This is a genomic window from Bradyrhizobium sp. AUGA SZCCT0283, assembly GCF_018130385.1.
Taxonomy (GTDB): Bacteria; Pseudomonadota; Alphaproteobacteria; order Rhizobiales; family Xanthobacteraceae; genus Bradyrhizobium.
In genome coordinates this window covers 307,776-326,299 of record NZ_JAFCLU010000002.1, presented here as the reverse complement: position 1 = coordinate 326,299, position 18,524 = coordinate 307,776, and the positions used below count along the sequence as shown (strand labels likewise).

The following is an 18,524-nucleotide window of genomic DNA, read 5'->3' as shown; positions in this document are numbered from 1 at the left end:
GGGCGAGGGACGCGCCCGGCCATGACGAAAACCGGGGCGCCCATGCGCCGCGGGCTCCCTCAATCTTCTGGTTTGCGGCCCCGGTTTTCGATACCGTTCGGACCAGCGATATTTTGAGAAGGCGCCCAATGACCGGCACGCACGACCACACCCATTCCCACGATCACGATCATTCGCACGGCGATGACGAACGCTGGAAGCATGACGGCGTCCGCGTCATCCCCGGCAACCAGCTCGATCCGAACGTCCCGTCAACCGCGGGCATGGACCGCAAGGCCGCCATCAATTTCGCCCGCGTCGGCGCGCAGAAATTGTGGGCGGGCACGGTGACGATCCGGCCCGATGCCAAGACCGGCGCGCATCATCACGGTCATCTCGAAAGCATCATCTATGTCGTGAAGGGCAAGGCGCGGATGCGCTGGGGCGAGCACCTGCAATTCACCGCGGAAGCCGGTCCCGGCGATTTCATTTTCGTGCCGCCCTACGTGCCGCATCAGGAGATCAATGCCAGCCGCGACGAGGTGCTGGAATGCGTGCTGGTGCGCAGCGACGGCGAGGCGGTGGCGATCAACCTCGACATCGAGCCGGTGGAAAAGCCGGAGACCGTGCTGTGGGTCGATCCGGTGCACCGCGATCCCGCCGAGAAGAAGTAATAACAAACGCCGCCTTCGTGCGGATGTCGCGAGGGAATCCCATGACGCTTGTTCGTTACGAGAGCGCGGGCCACGTCGCTACCATCACCATGGATCGTGCCTCGGCACACAACGCACTCAATAATGCGTTGTGCGACGAGCTGCGCGCGGCCTGGCTCCGCTTTCACGAAAGCGACGACCGAGCTGCGGTGCTTGCGTCGTCCGAAGAGAAGTATTTTTCGGTGGGCGCCGACGTCAGGGATCTCCCCGTCAACATGTGGCACGCTGTCCCCGGTCTTGGCGTCGAACTTGACAAGCCGGTCATTGCCGCGACGTCCGGATGGGTCGTCGGCGGCGCCTTCGTGCTGGTGCAGATGGCGGACATGTGCGTGGCGTCGGAGACGACCCGCTTCATCTATCCCGAGGGCAAGATCGGCACCACCGCCGGCGGCATCTCCTCGGTGATGGCGCGGATGCCGCACAAGATCGCCATGGAGTTTTTGCTGGTCGGCGAGGAAATGTCGGCGGAGCGTGCCTACCAGATCGGCTTCGTGAACAAGGTCGCGCCGAAGGGACAGCATGTTGCACTCGCCCAGGAGATGGCGGCCAAAATCGCCGCCAACGCGCCGCTGGTGGTCCGGGCGCTGAAGAAACTGGCCCGCGATGCCATGCCAAAGGGGCCGCTGGAAGGCGTTGCCGAGGTGCGCCGGCTGCTCGATGTCATCAGGGACAGTGAGGACCTCAAGGAAGGCGTCAAGGCGTTCGCTGAAAAGCGCAAGCCCGACTTCAAGGGCAAGTAGCCGGTCGCGGGGCGCATTCGCGCGACGCGCCTGATCGCGCGATCGTGTTCGCACGGCGCGGCGCGCACCTGCTTTCAGAACGGATATCCGCTGCTACACTTCGCCCAAGAAAAATGTGACGCAAAAATGTGACGCAAAATGTGGCGCGGGGAGGAAGCGATGACGAACTCCGAAAATCGGGTGGCGCGGCGCACGGTTCTCAAAGGCCTCGGTCTTGGCGTGGCAGCGACCGCCGCGATGCCGGCGCAGGCTGCGACGGCGGTTCCTTTCGAAGGCGGCGAGATCTGGAGCAGCGAATACTGGACCAAAAAGGGCGACATTCCCTTGTGGATGTTTCGCAAGCGGATCGGCGCGCCCAAGGCCGGCGAGCCGGCGCGGCCGGTCGTGTTCTTTGTCCATGGTTCGTCGGTGACGTCGCGGGTGTTCGATCTCAACGTGCCGGGCAAGGGCGAGTATTCCGCGATGAACGAATTCGCGCGCTACGGCTTCGACTGCTGGACCATGGACCACGAGAATTACGGCAAGTCCGGCCGGACCTCGGGCAATGCCGATATCGCCAGCGGCGTCGAGGATCTGAAGGTCGCGGTCGAACTGATTGCCCGCGAGACCGGGCAACAGAAACTGCACTTCGTCGGCGAATCCTCGGGCGCGCTGCGCGCCGGCGCCTATGCGACGGTCATGCCCGAGCGCATCGATCGCCTGGTGTTCGCGGCTTTCACCTACAAGGGCGAGGGATCGCCGACCCTGACCAAGCGGGCCGAGCAGCTTGACTATTTCCGCACCCACAACATGCGCAAGCGCGACCGCGACATGATCCGCTCGATCGCGACCCGCGACAAGCCGGGCACGTCAGATCCGGCCGCGATCGAGGCGCTGGCGGATGCCGAGATGCAATTTGGCGACCAGATCCCGACCGGCACCTATCTTGACATGACCGCCAATCTGCCGGTCGTGCATCCGGAGAAAGTGCTGGCCCCGGTGCTGCTGGTGCGTGGCGAATATGACGGCATCGCTACCGTGGCCGATCTCGAGGAATTCTATAACAAGCTGCCGAACGGCGACCGCCAGTTCATCATCCTGCCCGGAACCGCCCATTCGGTGGCGCTGGCGATCAACCGGCAATTGTTCTGGCACGTGACGCGGGCGTTTCTCACCATGCCGACCCCGATCGCGACGTAACGGGTCCGGGGGCGTGTGGCCGCTGAATTCGTCATGGCCGAGCTAGCCCGGCCATCCCACGTCTTAGTGTTCCGATAGCTAAAAAATCTCAAACGGCGTGTCGGCTCGCCGCCCGTCCGTTCGTCCTCGGGACGAACCTCGCGAAAAGGAGCCCATTATGGCCAAAATGATCTTCGTCAACCTGCCGGTCAGCGACCTCGCCCGCTCGACCGCCTTCTATCAGGCGATCGGCGGCGAAAGGAACCCGCAATTCTCCGATGACACGGCGTCCTGCATGGTGTTTTCCGACACCATCTACGTGATGCTGCTGACCCACGACAAGTATCGGCAGTTCACCACGAAGAAGATCGCCGACGCCAAGGCCACCAGCCAGGTCCTGATCTGCCTGTCCGCCGACAGCCGCGACGCAGTGGACGACATGGTCGGAAAAGCGCAAGGCGCGGGGGGCGGCGCGGATCCGGGCCCGAAGCAGGATTACGGCTTCATGTATGGCCGCAGCTTCGAAGATCCCGACGGTCACCACTGGGAAGTGATGTGGATGGATGTCGCGGCTGCAACCGCTGCACAATCCGCCACGGCCGCCTGCTGATCGTTCACGACAACCGGAGTCTATCCATGTCCAAGATTTCTCCCTGCCTGTGGTTCAACGGCGAGGCCGAGGAGGCGGCGAACCTCTATGTTTCACTGCTGCCGGATTCCCGGATCGAGAAGATCCAGCGCAATCCCATCGACGGCCCGGCCGGAAAGGCCGGCACCGTGCTGGTGGTCGACTTCACGCTGGCTGGCCAGCGCTTCATGGCGCTGAACGGCGGCATGAAGATGGAATATACGCATGCCGTTTCCTTCATGATCGACTGTGCCGACCAGGCCGAGGTCGATCGGCTCTGGAATGCGCTGCTGGCGAACGGCGGCAAGGCCGACCAATGCGGCTGGCTGAAGGATCGCTACGGCGTGTCGTGGCAGATCGTGCCGACCGTGCTGCCAAAATATCTCGGAGGCGCGGATAAGGCCGGCGCGCAGCGCGCCATGCAGGCGATGCTCGGCATGGTCAAGCTCGATATCGAAGGGCTGAAGCGCGCGTATGAGGGCAAGAGCGCGGCGTAGCGCGGGTTTCGTAGGGTGGGCAAAGCGACTTGTCCGCCGTAGCTCAACGAGCGAAGGCGGAAGCGTGCCCACCATTCATGATAACGATGCCGAGAGATGGTGGGCACGGCGCTATCGCGTCTTTGCCCCACCCTACACCCATCTAATAACTGATCCGCAACCCCACGCCGCCGTGAAGCGTGTTGCCGACCGGCTGCGGGCCGGCGGTGCCGTTGAGGAAGAGATCGGCGACCCAGCCCCTGGTGATGCGGAAGCCGAGCCGGCCGCCATATTCGAACCAGCCCTGGTTGCCGATTGTCGGCACGATCGTGCCGTCGCCGGTCACGCTGGCGACGATGCCGGATTGCGTCCCGAAGGATTGCACCCACCCGCCGTTGATGTTGGCTTCGACACTTGAGCCGAACAGGTGCGTCCACTGTCCACCGACCTTGACGAGGTTGGTGCGGTCGGTGCCCGTGGCGATCGAGGCGTCGAACGGATTGAAGGCTGTGGCGGGGTCCGTGTAGCCCTTCACCCGCTGCCATAGCTGCCAGACCTCGACGGAGGCCGCCACTTCATCGCGCGGCGACAGCCGGCTCATCCAGCCGGCGCGGCCATAGACGGCGTAGTTCTCGCTTGTGGTCGAACTTTCGAGCGATACCGCGCCGAGGCTCGTCGTGTAGCTGCGCGCGTAGCGTACCTTCTGGAATGGCGACAGGATGGTGCCGATATCAAAGAACGGCCGCGACGATCCCCAGTCGACAAAATCATAACGCAGCGCGAACGCGCCGATCGGCGCACTGGTGACGTGGTAGCCACCTTCGTTGTACTGCGTATAGGCGATACCGGCGAGCAGCGACAGGTTGGGCGTCAGGTTCTTGCGGCCGTGAATGCCGGCCGAAAACGAACCCGCCGAACCGAACGCGCTGACGCAATCGTTGCAATTGACCTGCTCGTTGACCCCCAGCAGCACGTTGCCGAGCACGCGGTTGGTGATCATTTGGTTGAAGCGTTGTCCGGCCAGGTCGTTGATCGATCCAGCGCTCGAACCGGGCACGGTCGCCGGGGGCGCGTTGGTGCTTGGCGTCGATGTGGGGCTTGGCGTCGGCGAAGCCGACGGCGTTGGCGTGGGGGATGGGCTCGGCGTTGGGTTCGGCGGATAGCACTCGACACATTCTTCCGGCGGTGTCGGCGAGGGCGAGGGCGACTGCGCCCACGCAGGCGACGATTGCGCCGTGAGCAGCGCGACAAAGAGTGTTGCGGGCAACAGAACGCTGCGGGTGGAATTTTCCATGATCAGCGCCCGCACAGCATGCCGGTGGGATCGCTGCCGTCATCGACGATGACAGGGGCCGCGTCGGCATATTGCGTCTTGCTGCAAAGCCCCGCCGCGGCGCTGCAGGTTGCGGCAAAGGTCCAGGGCGGATTGTTGGTCTTCTTGATCGTCGATCTGCCGCCGCCGCCCGAGGTGATGATGGCGGTGTCGCCGGGGCGGGTGAGCTGGATGCATTCAAACGTGACCGTGCAGACCGAGGCCGCGCCGTCCTGAAGATTGACGATGGTCTGGCCGCGCTGCGACAGGATATCGAGCGTGGTGCCGCGCACGCCGATGGTTGCCAGCGGCGTCGTGATCTTGTAGGCGGCCTTGTCCGAATGGCCGGTGACGAAACGAAACGCGCCCGACGTCATGCGCACCGCGACTTCGCGATAGTGATGCTCGTCGTCGAAAACGGTGCGGTCGAGCTTGAGCGTCGCGTTGGGTCCGAGCGAGAGGTTGGTGCTGTCGGCCATCACCAGCCGCGTTGCGCTGTCGATCCCGGTGCGCACGGTTTCGTCGCGGACCAGTCCATCGCCGACCTTGATCTGGGTGGTCGAAGGTCCGGCAACGCGGAGCACTTCATTCTTGACGACGGCCGCTTCACCGACGCGCGTTTGCGCATAGGCGGGAGCAGCCAACGCAGTTACCAGGCCAATTGCAAATAGCGAACGAAAGCAGTTACAGAAATTCATTTCAAAGCCGATCGATTTATCCCGACATCGTACCGGATCGCGCGCGCGTGCGATGTGGCAGAATTATCACTCGCGTGGCCTACTCGCCCGTCGGTTAGTGATTGCGGAATCGAAATTCGTTCAATGCGATGGACATAAAAATCCGGAGCCATCACACTCAATTTTGCCGCAATGTCATCTAGTCCCTGATTCCGTGCCAGATTGTCCGTGAAGCCAGCAGTCCCATCACATTCCGTTCTGCCCGGTTCGATGATGCGTACGGGCATGATCGCGGCAGTCGTTTTTGTTCTCGCGCATTTCGCGATGCTGATCGGCGTCACCACGCCGGAGAAATTCTATTTCGACGAGGTGCATTACGTGCCGGCGGCGCGGCAGATGCTCGAGCCAGTAATGCCACAGCCGATGCTCAATCCGATGCATCCGCCGCTCGGCAAGCAGTTCATCGCGCTGTCGATCCATTCGTTCGGCGACGGGCCGCTGGGCTGGCGTTATCCGGGCGTACTGTTCGGATCGCTCGCCATCGTCGCGGTGTATCTGTGCGGTCTGGCGCTGTTCGCGTCGCAGGGGCCGGCCATTGCAGCGAGCCTGCTCGCCTTTTTCAACCAGATGCTGTTCGTGCAATCGCGGATCGCGATGCTGGATATTTTCGCGCTCACCTTCAGCCTGTTCGCGATCGCGGCGTTCATCCATGGCTTTCGAAGAGAGCGGCCGCATCTGTGGTTCGCGCTTGCCGGGATCGGCGTCGGCCTGTCGATCGGCTGCAAATGGAGCGGGTTGTTCGTGCTTGCGGTCTGCATCGTCATCGTCACCATGGTCCGCCTGATGCAAAGTTGGCGCACCCAATTCGCCGATGCCCGGCCCGAAGATTGGTACCGGCCCGATCTCTGGCCCGATTTCAGGTGGTGGCATTTCGCCATCTGCTTCGTGGTGATCCCTGCGGCCGTCTATCTTGCGACGTTCATTCCGCTTTACGGTTTTTCGTTCCCCGATATTCTGCAAGCGCAACGGCGGATCTTCAGCGACAACACCACGACCGCGATCGCCGGCCACACCTATATGAGTTCATGGCCATCCTGGCCGTTCCTGGTGCGCCCGGTCTGGTATCTGTTCGACAAGATTGGCGACGATCGGATCGCAGCCGTCGTCTTTCTCGGGAACCCGCTGATCCTGTGGCCGGCGCTGATTGCGGTCGCGATCTGCCTGCGCGACTGGATCGTGACGCGGCGGGTCGATGCCTTCCTGGTATTGGCGTTCTATTTCGGCCCCTACCTCGCATGGGCGTTGCTGCCGCGGACGCTCGGATTCATCTACTACTACCTTCCGGCGGCGACCACGGCGAGCTTTGCGCTGGTCTATGCCTTGAACCGCGGCGGCATGCCCCGTTGGTTGCTGTGGGTCTACGTTGCGGCCGGTTTTGTCGGCTTTGCCGCAATGTTGCCGATATCGGCCGCGTTCATAGGTACTTCGATGGCGACGTTCAGCCGCCTGATGATCTTCCAGAACTGGATTTGAGGCGGCCATCGCACCGATCGCCCAACGGGCAATCCAATGACGGGTCCACTTGTCCGGGTTGTGGGCTGGCCGTAGATTCATCGCGTATGAGTCGGTCGAATCCCCGTTTTAAGGAACGAACGGCATGTGGGCCTTCTTCGAACGTCTGCTCGATTCATCGATGTTCGCACCGCACGGAATATGCCTGCTGTGGGAACCGCAACTGATCTGGCTCCACGTCGCGTCGGATGTCGTGATTGCCGCAGCCTATTTCTCGATTCCCGTGGCGCTGTCGATCTTCGTCTCGAAGCGCCGCGATGTCGATTTCGGATGGGTGTTTTGGGCGTTCGCGCTCTTCATCATGGCGTGCGGCGTCGGCCACGTGATGTCGATCATCACGCTTTGGTATCCGGTCTATGGCATCGAAGGCATCGTTAAGGCGATGACGGCCGCGGCGTCGATCGTGACGGCGGCAATGCTGTGGCCGCTGTTGCCGAAGGTGCTTGCGCTGCCCTCGCCGTCGCAGCTTCGTGCCGCCGAAGTGGCCCTGGCGCAGGAGGGCATGTACCGGCGCGAGGCCGAGGACATGCTTCGGCAGTCGCAGAAGATGGAGGCGATCGGACAATTGACCGGTGGCGTGGCGCACGATTTCAACAATCTGCTTACGATCATCAGCGGCAATCTCGAGATCGCCGACCGCTGCCTGCAGACGTGGAGCGAGGCCGCGCGCGAGCGGTTGACGCGGGTGATCGCCAACGCCGCGAATGGCGCGCAGCGCGCGGCGATGCTGACGCAGCGCTTGCTGGCGTTTGCGCGGAGGCAACCGCTCGATCCCAAACTGACCAACGTCGGTCAATTGATCGCCGGCATGTCGGATTTCTTCAGGCGCACTCTTGGCGAAAACGTCGAGCTCGAAGTCGTGGAGGGAGCCGGCCTGTGGCAGATCGAGGTCGATCCTAGTCAGCTGGAAGCGGCGATTCTCAATCTTGTCGTAAACGCCAAGGACGCCATGAATGGCAGGGGCGCGATGGCCAACAGCGGCAGATTGACGATCGAGACCAGCAACGTTTCCGTCGACGAGGGCTATCGGCAACAGAATGCCGGCGTGCCGGCCGGGCACTATGTATTGATCGCAGTGAGCGATACCGGTTCCGGAATGCCGCGGGAAGTTCAGGAGAAGGCGTTCGACCCGTTTTTCACGACCAAGCAACCGGGGCAGGGCACCGGCCTCGGATTGAGCCAAGTCTATGGCTTCGTCAAGCAATCCGGCGGCGAGATCAAGATATACAGCGAGGTCGGGCAGGGAACGACAATCAGGATCTACCTGCCCCGCGCCGCTGCCGCTCCCGAAACCGTCGGACAGAGCGAGGCGCCCCTGATCGGCAGTTCGGGGAGCGAGACCGTTCTGGTGGTTGAGGACGAATGCGATGTGAGGTCGTATCTGGTCGAAACGTTAAAGGACCTGAACTACCGGGTTCGCGAGGCGGCGAACGGGGCGGCCGCGCTGGCATTGTTCGACGCCAATCCGTTCCGGATCGATCTGTTGCTGACCGACATCGTGATGCCTGGCCTCAACGGCCGCGAGCTGGCCGATCAGCTGCATCATCGCCAATCCGGCCTGAGGGTCTTGTTCATGACCGGCTATTCGCGGGATGCGATCGTGCATCAGGGCCGGCTGGATGTTGGCGTGTCACTGCTTCAGAAGCCCGTCACCCAGGCTTTGCTGGCGGCAAAGATCAGGGAAATTCTCGACAAGGCGTAGAGCCAGACAGCCGGCGCGTCCGCAAGAGAAATCCGCCTTCCGCAAGCGGCAGGCGGATCGCGTTCAAGACCTCACTTCGACGCGGTCTTGGTGTCCATGTTGACGACCTGAACGCGGCGGTTGGCCGGGTCCATCGGCGCATTCGGATCTTTCGGTTTGGTTTTGCCGTAGCCGACGGTCACGAGATTGGAACCGGTGATGCCGTACTTCTCGGTCAGGTACTTCTTGATCGTATCGGCGCGGCGCTCGGACAGATCCTGGTTATACGCCTCGCCGCCGATCGCGTCGGTATGACCGGCAACCACGAAGGTCGAACCTTTCAGGCTCGAATCGGAAAGCGCCTTACCGAGCTCCTGCACCGCGCTCACCGAGCCCTTACTGATGTCGGCCGAATTGTAGTCAAATTGGATTTCGAGATCGATCTTTGGCTTGGTCGCGGCAAGTTCCGCAATTTCCTGGCGCTCGCCGAGCGACAGCGATCGCGTCTTGCGATTGCGCAGCGTGTTGACGAAGCTGACTTCCTTGGCCTGGGTGGCGGCGTCCACCGGCTGCTGCGGGCCGGTCGAAAGGCCGCGGGTCGCGCCCGGCTTCGGCTTCAGGGCATCCAGGATTTTGTCGGCCGAGACGGTGTCGCCGGCGACAGCCAGGCCCGCCGTCATCGACAGCGCGGCGCTGATAGTCATGATCGAAAGAAAGCGGGTCATTGTCTTAATCCTCACTGTTAACGCCCTGCGAACTGGCGTGCATGACGTTTTGATGCTGCGACGATAGGACGGGTTCAAAGCGGACTATGTGATTCAGATCACACTGGTAAACGCCGGCTTTCCGCGGTCCGGCTTTGAACCGGCATTGCAGGGGTGTTTGAGACCGATACGGCGACATTTTGCGTGTCGGGCCGTCTTCCATGGATTGATCATCCAACATTGGGGGCGTGATATGAATCACCCTTTCGATCGGCGACCCGGGCGAACAGGGCTTCCAGCGAGTTCGATGGCTACTCGCGCTATGGGCTGTCCGAAGCGCGGCGACCTCAATGCCCGGCAGGGACAACGCACTGCACTGACAAGACGGTACGAGCGGGTAGCATCCGACGCCTTGCGGGAACAACGGACCACTCCGTCACTTCCGGCCGCTGACTTCAGAAAAGAAAAAAGCGCCCGTCGCGCCAGCGCCGATCTGTGGACAACAAATCGGCCAGATGCGCGTCTAGCAAAACGTCTCGCAAAAAAATCTGAAGAAGAATTGGTTCGGAGCAACCAAACGGGCGGGGCGGGTGTTACAGTCAGTCAAGCGTCAGCGTGAGTACCAGGGTTATCGTACCAGCGCATCGGAGCCTGCTGGTTCCGGAAGTTCAATGCCAACACTGATCGGCGCGGCGATGATCGCCGCTGCAATTTTGCTGTCGACGCTGATCAACGCGCTCGGCAGCCGCTATGCCGGGTTCGAAAGCCCGACGGAAGAGAGCGCGTGGCTGGTCGATCGTCTCACCGGCACCGTCTACAAATGCAGTGCTCCCCAGCCCGGCCGCGCCTCCTGCGAGGCCGAGATCGCAACCGGCAGCGTTGGGGAGCGGCAGAAGCGGAGGGGGGACCCCGGTCCGTAGGGGCCAAGATCCCCGAATCCGGGCTCGTCACGTCAGCGAATCCGATTACATTGCCGCGCGATGCCCCGCGCGACTGAACCCCATCCCCTGACCAAAACCGAGGCCCGGCGAATCTGGCTGCATGCCCAGCGGCTCGATACGAACGAGCCGTTCGGCGCCGGACCGCAGGCGGTTGCGGCGGCGGTGGACCATCTCGGCTATGTGCAGATCGACACCATCCACGTTATCGAGCGCTGCCATCATCACATTCTGTATAGCCGCATCCCGGCCTACGTCCGCGCGGACCTGCGCCAGGCGCAGAGCGTCGACAAGAGCGTGTTCGAATACTGGACGCATGCGCTGTCTTACGTTCCGGCGAAGGACTTTCGCTATTTCGTTCCGGCGATGCGAGAACACCGGCGCGAGGGGCACCGATGGTTTGCTTCCGTCAAGCCCGAGGACACAAGGAAGGTGATGCGGTTGTTGCGGCGCGACGGCGCGCTGACCATCCGCGACATCGAGGACGACGTTCTGACGGAGAAGGAACATCTCTGGCAGAGCCGCAAACCCTCGAAGCGGGCGCTGCAGCTTGCCTTCTACACCGGCGAGGTGACGATCTCCGAACGCACCGGCATGCTCAAGACCTATGAGCTGATGACGCGGCATTTCGGCTGGGACAAGGTGCCGAAGCCGGCGACGCTGGCGGAAAGCACCGCCTACCTGCTCGACCGCGCGTTGCGTTCGCAAGGCGTCGTCAGCCTCGATTCGATCTGCCATCTCGACGCGCCGAGCAAAGGGGCGGTGCGGCGCCTGATCGAGGCGCGCGTGCGGCGCGGGGAATTGGCGCCGGTCGCACTCGAAGGCGCCGGCAAGCAGGAACATTGGGCCCGGCTGGAAGTGCTGGAGCCGAATCGGTCGGCAGAAGCGGGCGATGGCCCGGTGCACATTCTCTCGCCGTTCGATCCGCTTGTTATCCAGCGCAAGCGCACCGAATTGTTCTTCGATTACGGCCACCGCTTCGAGGCCTATGTGCCGAAGGAGAAGCGCCTGTTTGGCTATTTTGCGCTGCCGGTCCTGGTCGGCCAAGACATCGTCGCCGCCATCGATCTGAAGACCGATCGCCAGAACAAGAAATTGCTGATGCAGAAATGGAGCTGGGTCGGCAAGGGCGCGGCGCGGGCCGCGCGCAAGGACTACAAGCGCCGCATCGAGGAAGAGCTGGATCGTTTCGAGCGGTTTCAGTTGGCGGAGTAAGTTTTGGGAACCGTCTCCGGCGGGCTGGCTTTCCTCGGCGGGCACGAAACCAAAACGGAGTTCGCGGGCACGAGAAGCCGCGATGCGCACTCTCTATCCGTCGACCCGCGCTCGCGGGAGCCCGTACGCCGCGGCCTTGGCAATGGGCATGCGGGGGGATGTCCTTCTCATTATCGGCATCGATGGTTACCGGTCTCCGCGCTCGCGGGACGACGATTTGAGGGAAAAGCAATTACCTCTTAACCCCATTTCCCATCACGAAATGATGACCACTGACGAATATTGACATTCGTCAATGAACACTCAATACTTTTCATCAAGCCTTACGATGGAGAGTCTGATGTTCGCCAGTTCTATTTTCTCTAGCTATTACAGGCTCTTGACCGGAGCGTCGTTGGCATTTGCGGTGTTCGCCTTGACCGGTTGCAATGAGAAAGCCGCCGAAACGGCCGCGCCCGGACGCCCGGTTCTGGTCGCCACCGTGCATTATGCGGCCGAAACCCCGGAGCGCAGCTTTGTCGGCACCATCCGGCCCCGGATCGAGACTGACATGGGCTTCCGGGTCCCCGGCAAGGTCGCGAGGCGTCTGGTCGAGGTCGGCCAGACCGTCGATATCGGCCAGCCGCTGGCCACCCTCGACGAGGTCGACCTGAAGCTGCAGGCCGAACAGGCCGAGGCCGAGTTCCGCGCCGCCACCGGCGTTCTGGCGCAGGCGAGCGCGTCCGAGCAGCGCGCCAAGGATCTGCGCGCCAAGGGCTGGACCACCGATGCGCAGATGGACCAGAGCCGCGCCGCCGCCGATGAGGCGCGCGCGCGCCTCAACCGCGCCGAGCGTTCGGTCGAACTCACCAAGAACTCGCTTTCTTATGCAACGCTGCTGGCCGACAGCCGCGGCGTCGTCACCGCGACCCTGATCGATCCCGGCCAGGTCGTGGCCTCCGGCCAGACCGCGATCCGCGTCGCGCGCTTTGCCGAAAAGGAGGCTGTGGTCGCGATCCCCGAGACGCTGGTCGGTCGCGCCAAGTCCGGCACCGCGACCGTGACGCTGTGGTCGGATGCGGAAAAGAAATATGCCGCGAAGCTGCGCGAGATCGCGCCCTCGGCCGATCCGGCGACCCGGACCTATCTTGCAAAATTCTCGCTGCCGGAAGCCGACGACAAGGTCTCGCTCGGCATGACCGCGACATTGACGCTCGCGGATGCCGCCACCGAGCGCGTGGCAAAACTGCCGCTGTCGGCGCTGTTCAGCCAGGGCAGCAACCCCTCGCTCTATACCGTCGATGATGCCGGCGCGGTGAAGCTGCAGCCGGTGGTCGTGAAATCCTACGAGAGCAATTCGGTCGTGATCGCAGGCGGCGTCAACGAGGGCGCCAAGGTGGTCGCGCTCGGCGTGCAGAAGATCGATCCGGCCCAGAAGGTCCGGGTGGTCTCGTCGCTGTCGTTCTAGTCCCGTCATTGCGAGGAGCGTACGCGACGAAGCAATCCATACTTTCTTCCCGTGGCTGGATCGATTGCTTCGCTTCGCTCGCAATGACGGTGGAAATGCAAACAGATTTCGAAGTTGGAGAGTGACATGAAGCGCTTCAATCTCTCGGGCTGGGCGGTGAGCCATCCGACCCTGATCCTGTTCCTGATGATCATGCTGGGCGCTGCCGGTTTCTTCTCCTACCAGCGGCTTGGCCGCGCCGAGGATCCGTTCTTCACGGTGAAGGTGGTCAACGTCTCTGCGATCTGGCCCGGCGCGACCGCGCAGGAAATGCAGACCCAGGTCGCCGACCCCATCGAGAAGAAGCTGCAGGAACTGCCGTTCTTCGAGAAGGTGCAGACCTATTCAAAACCATCGTTTACGGCGATGCAGGTCACGTTCAAGGATTCGACCCCGCCGAAGGACGTGCCGTATCTGTTTTATCTGCTGCGCAAGAAGCTCGCCGACGTGCAGGGCCAGTTGCCCGCAGGCCTGCTCGGGCCGACCGTCAACGACGAATTCTCCGACGTCGATTCCATTCTGTACATGATGACCGGCGACGGCGCCGACTATGCGCAGCTGAAGAAGGCCGCCGAAGGCATGCGCCAGCGGCTGTTGAAGGTCACCGGCGTCACCAAGGTCAATCTCTACGGCAGTCAGGACGAACGCATCTTCGTCGAATTCTCGCATGCCAAGCTGGCGACGCTCGGCATCACACCGCAGGCGCTGTTCGATTCGCTGGCCAAGCAGAACAACGTGACGCCCGCCGGCACGGTGGAAACCTCCTCGCAGCGCGTGCCGCTGCGCGTCACCGGCGCGCTCGACGGCGCCAAGGCGGTTGCGGAGACCCCGGTCGAAAGCAACGGCCGCGTGTTCCGGCTCGGCGATATCGCGACCGTCACCCACGGCTTCGTCGATCCACCGACCTTCATCGCCCGCCAGGAAGGCAAGCCTGCGATCGGCATCGGCGTGGTCACCACCAAGGGCGCCAACATTCTCGAACTCGGCAAGGACGTCGAGAAGGCGACCAACGATTTCATGAAGGCCGTGCCGCAGGGCATCGAGGTGGAGCAGATCGCCGACCAGCCGAAGGTGGTCGAGCGCGCGGTCGGCGAGTTCGTGCATTCCTTCATCGAGGCCCTGGCGATCGTGCTGTTCGTCTCGTTCGTGGCTCTCGGCTGGCGCACGGGCATCGTGGTCGCGATGTCGGTGCCGCTGGTGCTCGCCATCGTCTTCATCGTCATGAACGCGATGTCGATCGACCTGCATCGCATCACGCTCGGCGCGCTGATCATCGCGCTTGGCCTATTGGTCGACGACGCCATCATCGCCGTGGAAATGATGGTGGTGAAAATGGAACAGGGCTGGGACCGCGTCCGCGCGGCGTCCTTTGCCTGGGAATCAACTGCGTTTCCGATGCTCACGGGGACGCTGGTCACGGCCGCTGGATTCCTCCCCATCGGCTTTGCCAATTCGGCGGTCGGTGAATATGCCGGCGGCATTTTCTGGATCGTGGCGATCGCGCTGGTCGCCTCCTGGTTCGTGGCGGTGATCTTCACGCCCTATATCGGCGTCAAGCTGCTGCCAAACATCGTCGTCCACCATAACCACGATCCGCACGCGGTCTACGAGACGCGGATCTACCGCATCCTGCGCTCGATGGTGCAGTGGTGCGTCGACCACCGGGTCAAGGTGGTGCTGGCGACCGTTGGCGTGTTCGTGCTCTCGATCGTGGGCTTCGGCCACGTGCAGCAGCAGTTCTTCCCGCTGTCAGAGCGGCCTGAACTGTTCCTGCAGTTGCGCCTGCCGGAAGGCACCGCCTTCAACGTCACGGAAAAATCCGTGAAGAAGGCCGAGGCGCTGCTGAAGGACGACAAGGATATCGCGACCTACACCTCCTATGTCGGCCAAGGCTCGCCGCGCTTCTGGCTCGGCCTCAATCCGCAACTGCCGAACGAGGCCTTCGCCGAGATCGTGATCGTCTCCAGGGATGTTGAAGCCCGCGAGCGGATCAAGGCGCGGCTGGAGAAGGCGGTCGCCGAGGGCGATCTGTCCGAAGCCCGCGTGCGCGTCGACCGCTTCAATTTCGGCCCGCCGGTCGGTTTCCCGGTGCAGTTCCGCGTGATCGGCCCTGACGCCAACACCGTGCGCGACATCGCCTACAAGGTGCGCGACGTCATGAAGCAGAATCCCAACGTCGTGGAGCCGCAGCTCGACTGGAACGAGCAGTCGCCTTACCTGAAGCTCGTGGTCGACCAGGACCGGGCGCGGGCGCTCGGCCTGACCCCGCAGGATGTCTCGCAGGCGCTCGCCATGTTGATCTCGGGCGCGCAGGTCACGACCATCCGTGACGGCATCGAGAAGGTTGGCGTGGTCGCGCGCGCAGTCCCGTCCGAACGGCTCGACCTCAAGAGCGTCGGCGACCTCACTGTGACGTCACGCAACGGCGTTGCCGTGCCGCTGCAGCAGATCGCCAAGATCGAGTATTCCCATGAGGAGCCGATCATGTGGCGGCGCAACCGCGACATGGCGATCACGGTGCGCACCGACGTGGTCGACGGCGTCCAGGCGCCCGATGTCACCAACCAGATCTGGCCCAAGCTGAAGGAAATCCGCGACCATCTCGAGCCGGCCTACCGGATCGAGCCGGGCGGCGCGTTCGAGGAATCCGCCAAGGGCAATGCCTCGATCTTCGTGCTGTTTCCGCTGATGGTCATGGTGATGCTGACGCTGCTGATGATCCAGCTCCACAGCTTCTCGCGGCTGTTCCTGGTCTTCCTGACCGCGCCGCTCGGCATCGTCGGCGCCTCGCTCGGGCTCAATGTCGCCAACCAGCCGTTCGGCTTCGTGGCGCTGCTCGGCCTGATCGCGCTGGCCGGCATGATCATGCGCAACGCGGTGATCCTGGTCGACCAGATCGAAGCCGACGTTTCCCAGGGCCTGACGCGCAAGGAAGCCATTGTCGAGGCTACCGTCCGCCGTGCCCGCCCGGTGGTGCTGACCGCGCTGGCGGCGATTCTGGCCATGATTCCGCTGTCGCGTTCGGCCTTCTGGGGCCCGATGGCGATCACCATCATGGGCGGCTTGTTTGTTGCAACCTTCCTGACCTTGCTGTACCTGCCGGGTCTTTACGCCCTGTGGTTCAGGAAGAGCCTGGAAGAAAGCGGCCAGGCCGAGCAGCCTGATCTTGCGCCGCAACATCAGATCAAGGGCCCGCACGCAATTCCGCTTGCCGACGCCGCAGAATAATTGAACATTGAGAGCTGACATGACGCTGATTTCGGAACACATCGAGACTGACACCCGGGAAAGGATTCTCGTGGTGGCGGAGCGTCTGTTCCGGCAGATCGGCTACCAGAAGACCACGGTCGCCGACATTGCCAAGGAACTGCGGATGAGCCCCGCCAACGTCTATCGCTTCTTCGATTCGAAGAAGGCGATCCACGAGAGCGTGGCGCGAACCCTGATGGGCGAGGTCGAGGTCGAGGCGCGTCGGATCGCGGCCCAGCCCGGTCCCGCGAAGCCTCGCCTGCGCGAGTTGCTCAAGACTGTCAATCGAATGAACACCGAGCGCTATGTCGGTGATTCCAAGCTGCACGAGATGGTCGAGATCGCGATGCAGGAGGATTGGGACGTCTGCGTCGTCCATATCGAATGCGTCACCGGCATCATCGGCGAGGTGATCGCGCAGGGCTTGGCGTCCGGCGAGTTCGAGGCCCCTGATCTGCCTTTGGCGGCGCTCTGCACCTGCACCGGCATGATCCGCTTCTTCCACCCGCAGATGATCGCGCAGGCAATCAACAAGCCCAGCGCAACGATCGACCAGATGATCGATTTCCTTTTCCGGGCCCTTGAGCCCCGTAAGGCGAATTGATTCGTTCACTACTTGACACCATCGTCATTGCGAGCGAAGCGAAGCAATCCATTGGCTCCGCGCGACGCGGCATGGATTGCTTTGTCGCTATCGCTCCTCGCAATGACGGAAGAGTCCCGGCGTGACCACCAAAGACCTGCATTTCTACGAGCCGAAGAACGGCCACGGCCTCAAGCACGATCCCTTCAACGCCATCATCGCCCCGCGCCCGATCGGGTGGATTTCCTCGCGCGATGGCAGCGGCAACATCAATCTGGCGCCCTACAGCTTCTTCAACGCCTTTTGCTATCACCCGCCGATCATCGGCTTCTCCTCGACGAACTGGAAGGACAGCGCCGGCAATATTCAGGACACCGGCGAATTCGTCTGGAATCTCGCCACCATGGATCTGGCCAAGCAGATGAACGCGACGGCAGCGCATGTTGCCCGTGATGTCGATGAGTTCAAGCTCGCGGGGCTTACCGCCGCGCCCTGCAGGCTCGTCAACGTGCCCCGCGTGGCGGAAAGCCCGGTCGCGTTCGAATGCAAGCTGACGCAGATCATCCAGTTGCAGGGGGCCAATGGCGACAAGGCGCAGGCTTGGCTGACGCTGGGCGAGGTCGTCGCCGTGCACATCGACAAGGCCTTTATCCGGGACGGCGTCTACCAGACCGGGCTGGCTCATCCGATCGTCCGCGCCGGCCGCCGCGGCGACTATTTCGAGATCAAGCCGGAAAACATGTTCGAGATGATCCGGCCGGATTGAATTCCTCAATGTAGCCCGGGTGGAGCGAAGCGACCCGGGGTCTTTCTCCAGACGAATCTTCCCCGGATTGCGCGGAGCCTGTCATCGGGCCGCGCTTTGCGCCGACCCGTTGGCTCCATCCGGGCTACGCCGCTGAAAGGCCGCCCTTCTCGGGCGGCCTTTCTTCTTACCGGTTGATCATTCCGCGACAGCTTCCCCGGAACCACCCAATTCGGCGGGAAAATCCTTGAGCTTTGGGAGGCCGTCCCGCATGCGCAGGATCGTTTCGGCGTAATTGACGTGAACGCCCGGCTTAAAATCCAGGGTCGGAATCGTCGCAGCAAACACGTCAACCAGTCCGAACGTCGGGTGATTGGTCATCAAGTGACCGCCGCACTTCTTGCAGTATTTGCGCTCACTCACCGGCGTCTTCTGAAAAGTCGCAATATGCTCGCCTCCTGATTCGATCTCGACCGCATCCGGCTTCCATAGGCTGAAGGCGTTGACCGGCCCGCCAGACCACGAGCGACAGGAACGGCAGTGACAATAACCCATGGCCTCGGGCGCACCCCTGACCACGAGCCTGACGGCTCCGCAAAAGCAGCTTCCTGTGTGATCCATCTGTTTCCCTTTCGAAGTTGAACACATCATTTCAACTATCAGGAAGT

At 62.5% G+C, this 18,524-nt stretch carries 17 protein-coding genes; 13 read left to right on the top strand and 4 right to left on the bottom strand.

The features are described from left to right. Positions 1–128: 128 nt before the first annotated feature. The 5 genes from JQ624_RS04970 (at position 129) to JQ624_RS04950 (ending at position 3,715) form a co-directional block, all read left to right on the top strand. Complete coding sequence (locus JQ624_RS04970; RefSeq protein WP_212417726.1) at positions 129–653, top strand: cupin domain-containing protein; 525 nt, start codon at positions 129–131, stop codon at positions 651–653. A 41-nt stretch (positions 654–694) separates the two neighbouring features. Continuing rightward, a complete protein-coding gene (locus JQ624_RS04965; RefSeq protein WP_212417725.1) occupies positions 695–1,432 on the top strand; it encodes an enoyl-CoA hydratase/isomerase family protein in 738 nt (245 codons plus the stop codon). A 159-nt stretch (positions 1,433–1,591) separates the two neighbouring features. Next, the gene (locus JQ624_RS04960; protein WP_212417724.1) at positions 1,592–2,611 is read left to right on the top strand and encodes an alpha/beta hydrolase; all 1,020 of its coding nucleotides are present in this window, start codon (positions 1,592–1,594) and stop codon (positions 2,609–2,611) included. Between the two features lie 157 nt (positions 2,612–2,768). After that, positions 2,769–3,200 (top strand): VOC family protein, encoded by a 432-nt coding sequence (locus tag JQ624_RS04955; protein ID WP_212417723.1) that lies wholly within the window; start codon positions 2,769–2,771, stop codon positions 3,198–3,200. Positions 3,201–3,226: 26 nt separating this feature from the next. Continuing rightward, positions 3,227–3,715 (top strand): VOC family protein, encoded by a 489-nt coding sequence (locus JQ624_RS04950; RefSeq protein WP_212417722.1) that lies wholly within the window; start codon positions 3,227–3,229, stop codon positions 3,713–3,715. A gap of 142 nt (positions 3,716–3,857) precedes the next feature. Here JQ624_RS04950 and JQ624_RS04945 read toward each other — a convergent pair whose 3' ends face one another. Continuing rightward, positions 3,858–4,988, bottom strand: a complete 1,131-nt coding sequence (locus JQ624_RS04945) for a hypothetical protein (RefSeq protein ID WP_212417721.1) — start codon at positions 4,986–4,988, stop codon at positions 3,858–3,860. A gap of 2 nt (positions 4,989–4,990) precedes the next feature. After that, positions 4,991–5,704: a FecR domain-containing protein gene (locus JQ624_RS04940; RefSeq protein ID WP_212417720.1), complete on the bottom strand. Its 714-nt coding sequence runs from the start codon at positions 5,702–5,704 to the stop codon at positions 4,991–4,993. Positions 5,705–5,953: 249 nt separating this feature from the next. Here JQ624_RS04940 and JQ624_RS04935 point away from each other — a divergent pair, with 249 nt between their 5' ends. After that, positions 5,954–7,216 (top strand): phospholipid carrier-dependent glycosyltransferase, encoded by a 1,263-nt coding sequence (locus tag JQ624_RS04935; protein ID WP_212417719.1) that lies wholly within the window; start codon positions 5,954–5,956, stop codon positions 7,214–7,216. Between the two features lie 124 nt (positions 7,217–7,340). Then, positions 7,341–8,957: an ATP-binding protein gene (locus tag JQ624_RS04930; RefSeq protein ID WP_212417718.1), complete on the top strand. Its 1,617-nt coding sequence runs from the start codon at positions 7,341–7,343 to the stop codon at positions 8,955–8,957. 71 nt (positions 8,958–9,028) lie between these two features. Here the strand turns inward: JQ624_RS04930 and JQ624_RS04925 are convergent, their stop codons facing one another. Further along, on the bottom strand, positions 9,029–9,661 hold the full coding sequence (locus JQ624_RS04925; RefSeq protein WP_212417717.1) for an OmpA family protein: 633 nt from the start codon (positions 9,659–9,661) through the stop codon (positions 9,029–9,031). Positions 9,662–10,311: 650 nt separating this feature from the next. Between JQ624_RS04925 and JQ624_RS04920 the strand changes: the two genes are divergently transcribed. The 6 genes from JQ624_RS04920 (at position 10,312) to JQ624_RS04895 (ending at position 17,877) form a co-directional block, all read left to right on the top strand. Continuing rightward, complete coding sequence (locus JQ624_RS04920; RefSeq protein ID WP_212417716.1) at positions 10,312–10,560, top strand: hypothetical protein; 249 nt, start codon at positions 10,312–10,314, stop codon at positions 10,558–10,560. Positions 10,561–10,620: 60 nt separating this feature from the next. Continuing rightward, entirely contained in the window at positions 10,621–11,793 is a 1,173-nt protein-coding gene (locus JQ624_RS04915) for a winged helix-turn-helix domain-containing protein (protein ID WP_212417715.1), read from the top strand. Positions 11,794–12,133: 340 nt separating this feature from the next. Continuing rightward, positions 12,134–13,240, top strand: coding sequence for an efflux RND transporter periplasmic adaptor subunit (locus tag JQ624_RS04910; RefSeq protein ID WP_212417714.1), 1,107 nt, complete (start codon positions 12,134–12,136; stop codon positions 13,238–13,240). 126 nt (positions 13,241–13,366) lie between these two features. Further along, entirely contained in the window at positions 13,367–16,507 is a 3,141-nt protein-coding gene (locus tag JQ624_RS04905; RefSeq protein WP_212417713.1) for an efflux RND transporter permease subunit, read from the top strand. Between the two features lie 19 nt (positions 16,508–16,526). After that, on the top strand, positions 16,527–17,132 hold the full coding sequence (locus JQ624_RS04900; RefSeq protein WP_212417712.1) for a TetR/AcrR family transcriptional regulator: 606 nt from the start codon (positions 16,527–16,529) through the stop codon (positions 17,130–17,132). A gap of 121 nt (positions 17,133–17,253) precedes the next feature. Further along, positions 17,254–17,877, top strand: coding sequence for a flavin reductase family protein (locus JQ624_RS04895; protein ID WP_212417711.1), 624 nt, complete (start codon positions 17,254–17,256; stop codon positions 17,875–17,877). Positions 17,878–18,054: 177 nt separating this feature from the next. On the opposite strand, the gene JQ624_RS04890 is transcribed toward JQ624_RS04895, so the two are convergent. Further along, positions 18,055–18,477 carry a GFA family protein gene (locus tag JQ624_RS04890; RefSeq protein WP_212417847.1) on the bottom strand — a complete coding sequence of 141 codons (423 nt, stop codon included), beginning with the start codon at positions 18,475–18,477 and terminating at the stop codon, positions 18,055–18,057. Between the last annotated feature and the right edge of the window lie 47 nt (positions 18,478–18,524).